The sequence below is a fragment of the Cellulomonas sp. APG4 genome (genome assembly GCF_009996735.1).
Classification (GTDB): domain Bacteria; phylum Actinomycetota; class Actinomycetes; order Actinomycetales; family Cellulomonadaceae; genus Actinotalea.
Window position 1 is genome coordinate 48,690 of the sequence record NZ_JAACYI010000002.1, and the last position, 13,307, is coordinate 61,996.

A 13,307-nucleotide genomic window follows, 5' to 3' on the forward strand; every position below is an offset into this window, starting at 1 on the left:
CGAGGCGGCCCGGACTCAGTTGCCCGTGAGCTTCTCGCGGAGCGCCGCGAGCGCCTCGTCCGAGGCGAGCGTGCCCGCGGTGTCGGCGGGCGCCGGCGTGGACGCGTAGCTCGTGGTCGAGGACGACGACGACGCCTCGGGGGCGTTCGCGGCGTCGGCGTCGGCCTGCTGCGCGTCGAGCACCTGCTTCTTGTGGGCCTCCCAACGCGACTGGGCGGCCGCGTACTGCGCCTCCCACTCCTCGCGCTGCTTCTCGTACCCCTCGAGCCACTCGTTCGTCTCGGGGTCGAAGCCCTCGGGGTACTTGTAGTTCCCCTTCTCGTCGTACTCCGCAGCCATGCCGTACAGCGCCGGGTCGAAGTCCTCGCTGTGCGGGTCGAGGCCCTCGTTCGCCTGCTTGAGCGACAGCGAGATGCGGCGGCGCTCCAGGTCGATGTCGATGACCTTGACGAAGGTCTCGTCACCCACGTTGACGACCTGCTCGGGCAGCTCGACGTGGCGGACGGCGAGCTCCGAGATGTGCACGAGGCCCTCGATCCCGTCCTCGACGCGCACGAAGGCGCCGAACGGGACGAGCTTGGTGACCTTGCCGGGCACGACCTGGCCGATCGCGTGCGTCCGGGCGAACGCCTGCCACGGGTCCTCCTGCGTCGCCTTGAGCGACAGCGAGACCCGCTCGCGGTCGAAGTCGACGTCGAGCACCTCGACCGTGACCTCCTGGCCCACCTCGACGACCTCGGACGGGTGGTCGATGTGCTTCCAGGAGAGCTCGGAGACGTGGACGAGGCCGTCGACCCCGCCGAGGTCCACGAACGCGCCGAAGTTGACGATCGACGAGACGACGCCCGGGCGGACCTGCCCCTTCTGGAGCGTCTGCAGGAACGTCGACCGCACCTCGGACTGCGTCTGCTCGAGCCATGCCCGGCGCGAGAGGACGACGTTGTTCCGGTTCTTGTCGAGCTCGATGATCTTGGCCTCGATCTCCTTGCCGACGTACGGCTGGAGGTCGCGCACGCGCCGCATCTCGACGAGCGAGGCGGGCAGGAAGCCGCGCAGACCGATGTCGAGGATCAGGCCGCCCTTGACGACCTCGATGACGGTGCCGGTGACGACGCCGTCCTCCTCCTTGATCTTCTCGATCGTGCCCCAGGCACGCTCGTACTGGGCGCGCTTCTTGGAGAGGATCAGGCGACCCTCCTTGTCCTCCTTCTGGAGGACGAGCGCCTCGACCGCGTCGCCGACCTGGACGACCTCGTCCGGGTCCACGTCATGCTTGATCGAGAGCTCGCGGGAGGGGATGACACCCTCGGTCTTGTAGCCGATGTCGAGCAGGACCTCGTCGCGGTCGACCTTGACGATGGTCCCCTCGACGATGTCGCCGTCGTTGAAGTACTTGATGGTCGCGTCGATCGCGGCGAGGAAGTCCTCGCTCGAGCCGATGTCGTTGATCGCGACCTGCGGCGTGTTCGGCTTCGTCGGGGTGGAGATGGTCATTGAGTTTCGAGCTCCGATGCGGACAGGGAGTAGTGCGGACAGGGAGTGGTGCAAGCACCCGACCTCGAGCCCACCCGCGGGTGGACGCACCGTCCCTCGGGTCGAGAAGAGGCACGTCTCGGGATCAGGCACGTCGAAGACGCGCTGCACCGCCCCTCATCCTATGCGCGGCAGGAAGTGAGGGTCAAAAGGCCCTGTCAAGTTCCGGTCACCCCGGCCGCACAGCCGTGGGAACCTCGTGAGAGGGGCAGCAGCAGACCGGTCAGGCGAGCACGCGCGCGGTGCGCAGCATGTCCTCGGGCACGTGCTTGACGTGACCGGCGACCTCCGCGAGCGGCACCAGCTCCACGTGCTCGCCGCGGAGCGCCGTCATCACCGCGGTCTCGCCCGCGACCACGGCGTCGACGGCTGCGACGCCGAACCTGCTGCCCAGGATGCGGTCCGTCGGGGTGGGCGAGCCCCCGCGCTGCACGTGACCCAGGATCGTCACGCGGGTGTCGAAGCCGGTGCGGTCCGCGATCTCCTTCGCGACCCGCTCGCCGACGGCACCCGCCACGATCTCGCCGTACGCACCCAGCTGGGTGGTGAACTCCATCGACCCTCCCGGGCGGGGTGCGGCGCCCTCGGCCACGACGACGATCGAGAAGTTCGCGTGCGCGCGGTGGCGATGCTTGAGGAACCGCACGACCTCGTCGATGTCGAAGGGCTCCTCGGGCGCGAGCACGAGCTCCGCCCCGCCCGCGATCCCCGCGGCGACCGCGATCCAGCCCGCGTGGCGCCCCATGACCTCGACGACCATGACACGGTTGTGGCTCTCGGCCGTCGTGTGCACGCGGTCGATCGCCTCCGTCGCGATGTTCACCGCGGTGTGGAAGCCGATCGACAGGTCCGTGCCCGCGACGTCGTTGTCGATCGTCTTGGGGATGGCGACGATGCGCACTCCCGTCTCTGCGACCTTGCTGGCGGCGTGCAGGGTGCCGTCGCCGCCGATGCAGATGAGCGCCTCGATCTTCTCGGCAGCCAGGGTCGCCCGTACCGCCTCGAGCCCGCCGTTGGCCTCGTTCGGGTGGAAGCGCGCCGTGCCCAGCAGGGTGCCGCCGACCGGCAGGACGTTGCGGATGTGCTGGCGGCCCAGGGGCAGGACGTCCCCGTCCACGACCCCCTTCCAGCCGTTCCGGAAGCCGATGATCGAGTGGCCGTGGGTGCCCTCGCCGTGCTTCACGACCGCGCGGATCGCCGCGTTGAGGCCCGGGCAGTCGCCGCCGCCGGTGAGCAGTCCGATGCGCACGCGCGTCACTCCGTTCGTCGAGGGAGGGGTGTCGGCCGCACGCCGCAGGGCGACCACCGGCCACCCTAGCGACCCCGGGCACGACGGCGGCAGGCCCTTCCGCCCCGGTCGTCGTGCTAGGCGCTGCGCAGGTCGAGGTCCCGTCCGGGGATCGAGTCGAGGAGCATCCGGGTGTACTCCTGCTGCGGTCGGTCGAACACGTCGTCGACGGTGCCCTGCTCCACGATCCGCCCGCGCTCCATGACGCACACCTGGTCGGCGATCTGGCGGACGACCGCGAGGTCGTGGCTGATGAACAGGTAGCTCAGTCCCAGCCGGTGCTGGAGGTCGGCGAGCAGGTGCAGGATCTGCGACTGCACGATGACGTCGAGCGCCGACACCGCCTCGTCGCACACGACGAGCTCGGGCTCGAGCGCCAGGGCACGCGCGATCGCGACCCGCTGGCGCTGGCCGCCCGACAGCTCGGCCGGGTAGCGCCGCAGCAGGTCGCGCGGGAGCGCCACGGCGTCGAGCAGCTCGTGCACGCGTGCCCTGCGGGACACGGCATCGCCGCGTCCGTGCGCACGCAACGGCTCCTCGATGGTCCGGTGGACCGTGTAGAGCGGGTCGAGCGAGGCGTAGGGGTCCTGGAAGATCGGCTGGACCCGACGCCGGAACTCGACCTCGGCCGCACGGTCACGGCCGCCCACCGGACGCCCCTCGAAGGTGATGGTCCCCGACGTCGGCTCGACGAGGTCGAGCATCATCCGTGCGACGGTCGACTTGCCCGACCCGGACTCGCCGACGACCGCGACCGTGGTCCCGCGCGGGATGTCGAACGAGACGTCGTCGACGGCGGTGATCTCGGTCCCCCGCCCCCACAGGCCCCGGCCGCGCAGCTGGAACCGCTTCGAGACGGCCCGCACCTCGATGATGTTGTCGGGACGCGCGTCGGACGACGCACCGGAGGCTCCCGGCGCACCGCCGGCGGGCTCGTGCACGTCGCCGGGGTGGGACGCGAGCAGGTCGGCCTCCGCGGTCTCGCCCGCGCTGCGAGCGATCTGGATGCGGCGCGAGGCCAGCGACGGAGCCGCGGCGAGGAGCCGCCGGGTGTACTCGTGCTGCGGGTCGCGCAGGAGCTGCGCCGCCGGACCGGTCTCGACCACCTCGCCGCGGTACATGACGACGACGCGCTGGGCGCGCTCCGCCGCGAGGCCGAGGTCGTGGGTGATCAGGAGCACCGCCGTGCCGAGCTCGTGCGTCAGCTCCTCGAGCCGGTCCAGGATCGTCCGCTGGACCGTGACGTCGAGGGCCGACGTCGGCTCGTCGGCGATGAGGAGCCGCGGACGGCACGCGAGGCCCATCGCGATCAGCGCGCGCTGACGCATGCCTCCCGAGAACTCGTGCGGGTACTGCCGGGCACGGCGCTCCGCATCGGGCAGGCCCGCCTCCTCGAGCAGCTCGACCGTGCGTCGTCGCGCCTCCGCCCCGCGCGCGACCCCCGTGTCCTCGAGGGCCTCGACGATCTGGTCGCCGACGCGCATCACGGGGTTGAGGTTGGACATCGGGTCCTGCGGGACCATGCCGATCTCCCGACCACGCAGGCGCGCCCTGGCGGCGGGAGTCGCGCGCGCGAGGTCCTCGCCGTCGAAGACCAACGAGCCGCCGCTGACGCGGCCGTTCTGCGCGAGGAGCCCGAGGACGGCCATGGCCGTCGTGGACTTGCCCGAGCCCGACTCCCCCACGACGGCCACCGTCTCGCCCGGCAGCACGTCGAACGAGGCACCGCGCACGGCGGTGGTCTCGCCCTGCTCGGTGCGGAACGTGACCTCGAGGTCACGGATGCTCAGCAGCGGCTCTCGGCTCACCTGCGTCACCTCCGGGTCTTGGGGTCGAGGGCCTCGCGCAGGGCCTCGCCGAACAGGGTGAAGCCCAGCGCCGTGACCGCGATGCACGCACCGGGCCACAGGGCGAGCCGTGGGGCGACCTCGAGCTCGTTCTGGGCCGCGGTGAGCATGCGGCCCCACTCCGCGGTGGTGGGCGAACCGCCGCCCAGCCCCAGGAAGGACAGCGCGGCGGCCTCGATGACCGCGGTCGCGAGCATCAGGGTGGCCTGCACGATCACCGGACCCACCGAGTTGGGCAGCACGTGGCTCATCGTCACGGTGCGGCGGGACAGGCCGAGCGAGCGTGCCGCGAGCACGTAGTCCTGCCCGCGCTGGGCGAGCATCGTGCCGCGCAGCAGGCGCGCGAAGATCGGCACCTGGACCACGCCGATCGCCACGACCACGGCCGTGGGCGACTGGCCGATGACCGCCGCGATCGACACGGCGAGCAGCAGCGACGGGACCGAGAGCATGAGGTCGACCAACCGCATCGTGACGGTGTCGACCCACCCGCCGAACGCGCCCGCGACCAGGCCGAGCAGACTGCCCCCGACCAGTCCCAGGAGGGTCGACAGAACGCCGACGAGCAGCGACGCGCGCGCACCCCAGATGAGCTTGGACAGCAGGTCGCCGCCGTAGCGGTCGAGACCCAGCAGGTACTCGGCGGACGGGCCGGGGATGTACGTGGGCCGGATCTCGGTGCGGCCCGGCAGCTCCGTCGGCCCGAACGGCGCGAGCAGCGGTGCGAACAGCGCCACGAGGACGAAGACGAGCACGATCGCGGCACCGAGCAGGGCACCGGGGTTGCGGCGCAGGCGGTGCGCAGCGAGACGCCAGATGCTCGCACCCGCATCCCGCGGGCCTCGTGGACGGGGCGCCTCGTCGGGGCTCGGCCCCAGGGCGTCCTGGACGTCGACGTCGCTCATCGCACTCGCATCCTCGGGTCGATCAGGCCGTAGGAGACGTCGACGGCCAGGTTCGCCAACGCGTAGACGACCGCGATGAAGAGGATGAACCCCTGCAGCACCGCGTAGTCGAGGTTGAAGACGGCCGCGGCGAGGAAGCTCCCGATGCCGTTGAAGGCGAAGACCGTCTCGGTGAGGACCGCGCCCGAGAGCAGGAGCCCCACCTGCAGTCCGATGGTGGTCGAGACCGGGAGCATCGCGTTGCGCAGCACGACGCGGCGGCGCAGGCGCGGCCGGCCGAGGCCCTTCGCCCGCGCCGTCCGCACGTAGTCGGCGTTCTGGACCTCGATCACCGACGCCCGCGTGATGCGCGCGATGATCGCGAGCGGGATGGAGCCCAGGGCGAGCGCGGGGAGCACGAGGTGCGCGAGCGCGTCCCACGCGGCGTCCCACTCTCGGGTCACGAGCCCGTCGAGCACGTAGAAGCCGGTCGGATGGGTCGCGATCATCGACGGCGTCTGCCGGCCCGCGCTCGGGAAGATGCCGAGCTGCACCGCGAAGAGCCACTTGAGCAGGAAGGCCAGGAAGAACACCGGCACGGTCACACCCAGCAGCGAGACGACGACCGTGGTGTGGTCGAGCAGCCGGCCCTGGTGCCGTGCGGCGACGTACCCGAGGGGGATGCCGACTCCCACGGCGATGACCAGGGCGAGGACAGTGAGCTCGATCGTGGCCGGGAAGCGTAGTGCGAACTCCTCGAGCACCGGCACGCCGGTGCGCGTCGAGGTGCCGAAGTTGCCCTGGAGGAGCTGCCCGACCCACGTCAGGTACTGCTCGACCAGGGGCTTGTCGAAGCCGTAGAGCTGGTTGATCCGCTCCACGGCCTCCGGGGTCGCGCGCTCCCCCAGGAGGGCCGTGGCAGGCCCTCCCGGGAGAGCGCGCACCCACAGGAACAGGAGGATCGACAGCCCGACCAGGGTCGGGACGAGCAGCGCGAGGCGCTGCAGGACGAGTCGGGCCATCGAGACGTGCAGCTCCTCAGTCGTCCAGCGTGATGACGTTGTAGACCTCGTCCTGGACGGGCGAGGCGGGGTACCCGTGCACCTTCGGGCTGAAGGCGAGCGAGGGCACCGGGTGTGCGAGCGGCACCCCGGGGAGCCGCTCGAGGATCGCCTCGTTGGCCTCCTCGTACGCCGCCACCTGCTCGTCCTTCGACGCCATGTAGCGCGCGTCACCGATGAGCTGGAAGAGCTCCGGGTCGTCGAAGCCCCACTCGTTCGACTCGGCCCCGAAGAAGACGCCGATGAAGTTGTAGGTGTCGTTGTAGTCACCGGTCCAGCCGAGCAGGTGCAGGCCGTGGTCGGCGGTGCCCTGCATCCGGTCGAGGTAGTCCGGGGCCCAGGGCTCGGGAACCGGGTTGACCGTGATGCCGACCTCCTCGAGGTCCGCGCTGATCGACTGGAAGACCTGCTCGGGCGTCGGCATGTACGGACGCGAGACGTTGGTCGGGTAGTTGAAGTCGATCGTGAGGTCGCTCGCGCCTGCGTCCGCGAGGAGCTCGCGTGCGCGGTCCGGGTCGTACTCGTAGGTCTCGACGTCGGCGCTCCAGCCGTCCACCGACGGCGGGATGAAGTTGGTCGCGACCTCGGTGCCCTCCGGGAGCGTCTGGGCGACGAGCGCCTCCTTGTTGACCGCGTGGGCGATCGCCTGGCGCACGCGCAGGTCGGCGAGCGCAGGGTCGGCCTGGTTCATGCCGAGGTAGAGGATGTTGAAGGGCTCGCGGTCCACGATCTGGAAGCCGGCTTCCTCGAGCGCCAGCACGTCCGCCGGGCCCACGAGGTCGTAGCCGTCGATGTCACCCGCCTGGAGCGCCTGGCGGCGTGCGTTGGCGTCGTCGATCACCGTGAAGATGATCCGCTGGACCTGTCCCTGCTCGCCCCAGTACTCGGGGTAGGCCGTGAGCACGACCTCCTGGCCGCGCGTCCACGAGTCGAACTGGAACGGGCCGGTCCCGGTGGGGTGCGCCGTCGCGTACTCGGGAAGCACGGGAGCGGCCTCGTCCCCACCCACCTCGTCGGCCGCGTACAGCTCGAGCGCCGTGGGCGACTGCATCGAGAACGACGGCAGCGAGAGCGCCGAGATGAACTCCGGCAGCGGGCTCGCGAGCGTGATCACAGCCGTGTGCGCGTCGGGCGCCTCGCAGCTCTCGTACTTGCCGGTGCCGTCGAGCGACTCGACGTCGCTGCTCGCGAAGCCCCCGTTCACCTTCTGCCAGTAGTAGGACAGGCTCTCGGACTGCAGCACGCCGGTGAAGTTGTTCCAGCGCTCGAAGTTCGCGCAGACGGCCTCACCGTCGAACGGCGTGCCGTCGTGGAACGTCACGTCCTGCTTGAGGTCGAACGTGTACGTCAACCCGTCCTCGCTGACCTCCCACGACTCGGCGAGCAGCGGCGCGGGATCCGCGGTGCCGGGCTCGACGCCCACCAGACCCTCGAAGATCTGCCGGGCCACCCGGAACGACTCGCCGTCGTTCGCGAACGCCGGGTCGAGCGACGCCGGGTCCGAGGAGGCCGCGAAGATGAACGTGTCACGGCTGCCGCCGTCGGTGTCGGCGGCCTCGCCGCCGTCGTTGTCGCGGTCGCTCGCAGCGCACGCCGTCAGGGCGAGTGCCGCCCCGACGGTCAGCGCGACCGCCCGTCCGAAGGTCTTCACAGTTGGACTCCCTGCTCCTGATGCTCCACGGCGCACCGGTACGGTGACGCCGCGCGAACGTAGCCGCCCCGGGTCACACGGGTGTTTCCGGCGCGTGTCCGGCTCGCCCGTGAGCCCACCTCGACGATGACTCGGAGACACTACCGCTATGACAGACGTACGCCGTCCGGGGTACGCCGGCTTCCGGGCAGTACCGCCCGACGAGGGCGGTCGAGCGGCCCGCGCGTGGTGGGACCACAACGCCGGCGAGTACCTGGCCGAGCACGGTGACTTCCTCGGCGCCGACGACTTCCTCTGGTGCCCGGAGGGCCTGCGCGAGTCGGAGGCCGGACTGCTCGGTGACGTCAGCGGCAAGGACGTGCTCGAGATCGGGGCCGGGGCCGCTCAGTGCTCGCGGTGGCTGCGACGTCGTGGGGTCCGCGTCGTCGCCTCGGACGTCTCGGCAGGGATGCTCGCCGCGAGCCGCGAGCTGGACGGGGCGACCGGGGTCGAGGTGCCCGTGGTCCAGGCGGACGCGCGGCGCCTGCCGTTCCCCGACGGGGCGTTCGACGTCGTGTTCACCGCCTTCGGCGCCCTGCCCTTCGTCCCCGACGCACCGCGGGTGCACGCCCAGGTCGCCCGTGTGCTGCGCCCGCGCGGCGTGTGGGTCTTCTCCGTCACCCATCCCGTGCGTTGGGCGTTCCCGGACGACCCCGCGGGTCTCACCGCCGTCCGGTCCTACTTCGACCGTCGCCCCTACGTCGAGCTCGGTGACGACGGCTCGGTGCTGTACGCGGAGTATCACCGCACCGTCGGGGACCATGTCGCCGACGTCGTGGGGGCGGGCCTCACCCTCGAGCGGCTCGTCGAGCCCGCGTGGCCCGACGGCCACTACCGCACCTGGGGCGGCTGGGGGCCGGCCCGGGGCCGCGTCCTGCCCGGGACCGCGATCTTCGTGTGCCGTCGTCCCTGAGACCGGCCCCGCGCGACGTCGACGTCAGTGCCCCGCCTCGTGCCAGCTGCGTCCTGTCCCGACCGACACGTCGAGCGGGACGGACAGCCGCGCGGCCGCACCCATCTCGTGCCGGACGATCTGCTCGACCTGCTCGCGCTCCCCGGGGGCGACCTCGAGCACCAGCTCGTCGTGCACCTGGAGGAGGAGCCGGGAGGCGAGACCGTCGGCACGCAGCGCACGTTCGACCCCGAGCATCGCCACCTTGATGAGGTCCGCCGCGCTGCCCTGGATCGGCGCGTTGAGGGCCATCCGCTCGGCCATCTCGCGACGCTGCCGGTTGTCGCTCGTGAGATCCGGCAGGTAGCGGCGGCGGCCCAGGATGGTGGCGGTGTAGCCCGTCCGTCGCGCCTCGTCGACGACGCCCGCGAGATAGTCACGCACACCGCCGAAGCGCGCGAAGTAGTCCTCCATCAGCTCGGACGCCTCGCCCACGGAGATCGAGAGCTGCTTGGACAGGCCGAACGACGACAGGCCGTAGGCGAGGCCGTACGACATCGCCTTGATCTTGGCCCGCATCTGGCTCGTGACCTCGTCGGTCGCGACGCCGAAGACGCGCGCGCCGACGAAGTTGTGCAGGTCCTCGCCCGACCGGAAGGCGGTGATGAGCCCCTCGTCGTTCGAGAGGTGGGCCATGATCCGCATCTCGATCTGGCTGTAGTCGGCGGTCAGGAGGGTCTCGTAGCCGTCGCCGACCACGAACGCGCGCCTGATCTGACGGCCCGCCTCGGTGCGGATCGGGATGTTCTGGAGGTTCGGGTCCGTGGACGACAGACGCCCCGTGGCGGCGATCGTCTGCTGGAACGTCGTGTGGATGCGTCCGTCCGACCCGATCGACCGGATCAGACCCTCGACGGTCTGGCGCAGGCGGGACGCGTCGCGGTGCGCGAGGAGGTGCGCGAGGAACGGGTGCTGGGTGCGCTCGAACAGATCGGTGAGCGAGGCCGCGTCCGTCGTCCAGCCCGTCTTGATCTTCTTCGTCTTCGGCATCGCGAGCTGGTCGAAGAGCACCTCCTGGAGCTGCTTCGGCGAGCCCAGGTTCACCTCCCGGCCGATCACCGCGTAGGCCTCGGCGGCCGCGTCGGCGACCTGGGCCGCGAACCCGCCCTCGAGCTCGGTGAGGTAGGCGGTGTCAGCCGCGATGCCCGCGGACTCCATGCGCACGAGCACGTCCACCAAGGGCAGCTCGAGGTCGCTCAGGAGCGGCTGCGAGCCACGGTCCGCCAGCTCGACCGCGAGCACCTCGGTGAGCTCGGCGACCGCCGCGGCGCGGACACCCGACCGCTGCGCCTCCGACGTACCCCCCTCGAGGTCGAGGTCGAGGGCGCCTTGTCCGTCGCCCGAGGCGGCCACCTCCGTGCGCAGCTCCCGGTGCAGGTGCCGGATCGACAGGTCGCCCAGGTCGTACGAGCGCTGGTCCGGGTGGCACAGGTAGGCCGCCAGCAGCGTGTCGAACGCGACGCCGCGGAGGTCGAGCCCACGCCCGGCGAGCGCGTGCCATGCGTCCTTCGCGCCGTGCACCGCCTTGGGGGCCGCCGGATCGGCGAGCCAGCTCGCGAGCGCGGCCTCGTCGTCGGGCGAGATCTCGGCGAGGTCGACCGCGACGGCACCCGAGGCGCCGTCGGCGATCGCGAGGCTCCACGCGTCTCCCGACGCCGGGGTGGCGCGGCCGCTGACGTCGAGCGCGAGCGATGTCCCCCGACGCGCGTCCAACCACCTCGGGAGCTCTCCCGGGGCCGGGAGCGCGACGTCGATCTCGAACCCGCCGGCTTCACCGGCCTCCTCGGGCACCATCGCGAAGAGCCGCTCACGCAAGGTCCGGAACTCGAGGGCGTCGAAGACCCGGTGCATCGCCTCGCGGTCCCACGGCCGCACCTCGAGGTCAGTCACCCCGAGCTCGAGCGGCACGTCGACGACGGCCGCGTTGAGCCTCCGGTTGAGTCGCACCTGGTCGAGGTGGAGGCGGAGGTTCTCGCCCGCCTTGCCCGTGATCTGCGTCGACGCCGCGAGCACCCCGTCGAGACCGCCGTAGAGGTTGATCCACTTGGCGGCCGTCTTGGGGCCCACCCCGGGGACCCCCGGGAGGTTGTCGCTCGACTCCCCCACGAGCGCCGCGAGATCGGGGTAGCACCTGGGCACCACGCCGTACTTCTCCTCGACGGCGGCGGGCGTGAACCGGACGAGGTCGGAGACGCCCTTGCGGGGGTACAGCACGGTCACGTGCTCCGAGACCAGCTGCAGGGCGTCGCGGTCACCCGTGCAGACGAGCACGTCCATCCCGGCGTCCACGGCCTGGCCCGTCAGGGTCGCGATGACGTCGTCGGCCTCGAAGCCCTCCTTCTGCAGCGTCGGGATGCGCAGCGTGCCGAGGATCTCGTCGATGAGCGGCACCTGCCCCTTGAACTCCTGCGGGGTGGCGTCGCGCGTGCCCTTGTACTCGGGGTACTCCTGCGTGCGGAAGGTGACACGGCCGGTGTCGAACGCGACCGCGACGTGCGTGGGCGCCTCGTCCCGCAGGAGGTTCGCGAGCATCGCGGTGAAGCCGTAGACCGCGTTGGTCGGTTGCCCGGTGCGCGTCGAGAAGTTCTCGACCGGCAGCGCGAAGTAGGCGCGGTACGCCATCGAGTGGCCGTCGATCAGCAGGAGCAGCGGTCGGTGTCGCACGAGGTCGGTCACGGGTGCCAACCTATCCGCCATGACCGACACCGACGCCGCCACCCTCGAGGCCGTCCGCGCCTCGTCCGCCGGGACGCTGATCGAGCGCATGGGCATCGAGATCCTCGAGGCCTCGTCCGAGGGTGCGCTCGCCACGATGCCCGTCGCGGGCAACACCCAGCCCTACGGCCTCCTGCACGGAGGTGCGTCGGTCGTGCTCGCAGAGACCCTCGGCTCGTGGTGCGCGATGCTGCACGCCGGTGAGGGCCGTCGCGCCGTGGGCATCGAGGTGAGCGCGACGCACCACCGCGCCGCGCACGACGGGGTGGTGACGGGTCGCGCGACCGCGCTCCACCGCGGCCGGACGACGGCGAGCTACGAGATCGTCGTCGAGGACTCGGCCTCGCGACGGATCTGCACCGCCCGCCTGACGTGCGTGCTGATGGACGCACGGCGCCCCTGATCCTTGACCGTGGGCGCGACCACGGCACGATCGCCCGTGGCGAGCCGTGACTGGCGGCGCCTCGCGATGAGGTCCTCGAGGTGGCGTGCGGTACCGCGCCGGGCCTGCCCGGTCGTCGGCTCGGCGACGAGCCTGCGGTGCAGCGCCGCCGTCGTCGAGACCCGGTGGGAGGCCGCCGGGGTGAAGCCGAGCTGCACGAAGAACCGCTGCATCCCGCGCGCGCCCGGGATGGGTGAGGCGTAGACGTGCCCCGCTCCGGCCGCCTCGGCGGCCACCGTGGCACCGAGCATCAGCGCGTGCCCCACGCCTCTGCGTCGGTGCACCGGGTCCACGTACACGGCCTCGACGGCGAGGCTCACCTCGTCCGTGAACGGGTTCGGCCCGAGCACCCGGCCGAGCAGGAGGCCGACGACGTCGCCCTCTGCGCGCGCGACGAGCACGGTCCCCCCGGGCGCCGCCGTGAGGGCACCGAGCTGCTGTGCGAGCGTCCCGGCGTCGTCGGTGCACACCTGCGAGCCGACCGCCGACTCGGCCCGCGCGCCGAGGCAGAGGCGGACGAGCGCGTCCATGTCCGCGGGAGCGGCTGCGGTGACCTCGATGGGACGCACGACGACGGGCCTCCTCGTCCGTGAGCCGTTCGGAGCGCCGCGGGCGCTGGGGGGCCGAGACGGTTCGATGACGAAAAGATAACGGTGCGGCCCGTCGAGGGAAAGTCCGTGCTCGCCGCCCGCCCAGGTGCCCGCGTGATGCTGCGCGCACCGGCGAAATCCTGACAAGGTGTGCGTGTCGCGAAACCCGCGCGACACATGGGGTGCCTATCGTCGCCGTCACCTCGGCGCCGCACCGGCACCGGGAGAGCCCGTGGTGACACCTCGGCGACGTGCGACGGAGCACGTGCCGGAGCTGCCACGGGTACCCGAGAAGCAGGACCGAA

The 13,307-nt window shown here is 71.5% G+C and carries 10 protein-coding genes; 2 read left to right on the forward strand and 8 right to left on the reverse strand.

From position 1 onward, the window contains the following. Nucleotides 1-15: 15 nt before the first annotated feature. From rpsA to GXB85_RS02350, 6 genes are all read right to left on the reverse strand, one after another. Nucleotides 16-1,494, reverse strand: coding sequence for a 30S ribosomal protein S1 (gene rpsA / locus GXB85_RS02325; protein WP_161916031.1), 1,479 nt, complete (start codon nt 1,492-1,494; stop codon nt 16-18). A gap of 262 nt (nt 1,495-1,756) precedes the next feature. Continuing rightward, nucleotides 1,757-2,782 (reverse strand): ATP-dependent 6-phosphofructokinase, encoded by a 1,026-nt coding sequence (locus GXB85_RS02330; protein ID WP_161916032.1) that lies wholly within the window; start codon nt 2,780-2,782, stop codon nt 1,757-1,759. 116 nt (nt 2,783-2,898) lie between these two features. Next, the gene (locus GXB85_RS02335) at nt 2,899-4,629 is read right to left on the reverse strand and encodes a dipeptide ABC transporter ATP-binding protein (RefSeq protein ID WP_370523951.1); all 1,731 of its coding nucleotides are present in this window, start codon (nt 4,627-4,629) and stop codon (nt 2,899-2,901) included. Between the two features lie 5 nt (nt 4,630-4,634). Continuing rightward, nucleotides 4,635-5,573, reverse strand: coding sequence for an ABC transporter permease (locus GXB85_RS02340; protein ID WP_161916034.1), 939 nt, complete (start codon nt 5,571-5,573; stop codon nt 4,635-4,637). Continuing rightward, nucleotides 5,570-6,574: an ABC transporter permease gene (locus GXB85_RS02345; protein WP_161916035.1), complete on the reverse strand. Its 1,005-nt coding sequence runs from the start codon at nt 6,572-6,574 to the stop codon at nt 5,570-5,572. The genes GXB85_RS02340 and GXB85_RS02345 overlap by 4 nt, the downstream gene beginning before the upstream one ends. Before the next feature lie 16 nt (nt 6,575-6,590). Continuing rightward, nucleotides 6,591-8,264 (reverse strand): ABC transporter substrate-binding protein, encoded by a 1,674-nt coding sequence (locus GXB85_RS02350; RefSeq protein WP_161916036.1) that lies wholly within the window; start codon nt 8,262-8,264, stop codon nt 6,591-6,593. Between the two features lie 148 nt (nt 8,265-8,412). Between GXB85_RS02350 and GXB85_RS02355 the strand changes: the two genes are divergently transcribed. Then, nucleotides 8,413-9,216 (forward strand): class I SAM-dependent methyltransferase, encoded by an 804-nt coding sequence (locus GXB85_RS02355; protein ID WP_161916037.1) that lies wholly within the window; start codon nt 8,413-8,415, stop codon nt 9,214-9,216. Nucleotides 9,217-9,240: 24 nt separating this feature from the next. On the opposite strand, the gene polA is transcribed toward GXB85_RS02355, so the two are convergent. Continuing rightward, a complete protein-coding gene (gene polA / locus GXB85_RS02360; RefSeq protein ID WP_161916038.1) occupies nt 9,241-11,952 on the reverse strand; it encodes a DNA polymerase I in 2,712 nt (903 codons plus the stop codon). On the opposite strand from polA, the gene GXB85_RS02365 reads away from it, so the two are divergent. Further along, on the forward strand, nt 11,951-12,373 hold the full coding sequence (locus GXB85_RS02365) for a hotdog fold thioesterase (RefSeq protein ID WP_161916039.1): 423 nt from the start codon (nt 11,951-11,953) through the stop codon (nt 12,371-12,373). The two genes, polA and GXB85_RS02365, sit on opposite strands and share 2 nt — an antisense overlap. Here GXB85_RS02365 and GXB85_RS02370 read toward each other — a convergent pair. After that, the gene (locus GXB85_RS02370) at nt 12,286-12,981 is read right to left on the reverse strand and encodes an N-acetyltransferase family protein (RefSeq protein ID WP_370523952.1); all 696 of its coding nucleotides are present in this window, start codon (nt 12,979-12,981) and stop codon (nt 12,286-12,288) included. The genes GXB85_RS02365 and GXB85_RS02370 overlap by 88 nt on opposite strands. Between the last annotated feature and the right edge of the window lie 326 nt (nt 12,982-13,307).

Bases quoted from the DNA above. Each gene is read 5' to 3' on its own strand.
- GXB85_RS02365 (WP_161916039.1), top strand. From the start codon at position 11,951: ATGACCGACACCGACGCCGCCACCCTCGAGGCCGTCCGCGCCTCGTCC.
- polA (WP_161916038.1), bottom strand. From the start codon at position 11,952: ATGGCGGATAGGTTGGCACCCGTGACCGACCTCGTGCGACACCGACCG.
- rpsA (WP_161916031.1), bottom strand. From the start codon at position 1,494: ATGACCATCTCCACCCCGACGAAGCCGAACACGCCGCAGGTCGCGATC.
- GXB85_RS02355 (WP_161916037.1), top strand. From the start codon at position 8,413: ATGACAGACGTACGCCGTCCGGGGTACGCCGGCTTCCGGGCAGTACCG.
- GXB85_RS02345 (WP_161916035.1), bottom strand. From the start codon at position 6,574: ATGGCCCGACTCGTCCTGCAGCGCCTCGCGCTGCTCGTCCCGACCCTG.
- GXB85_RS02340 (WP_161916034.1), bottom strand. From the start codon at position 5,573: ATGAGCGACGTCGACGTCCAGGACGCCCTGGGGCCGAGCCCCGACGAG.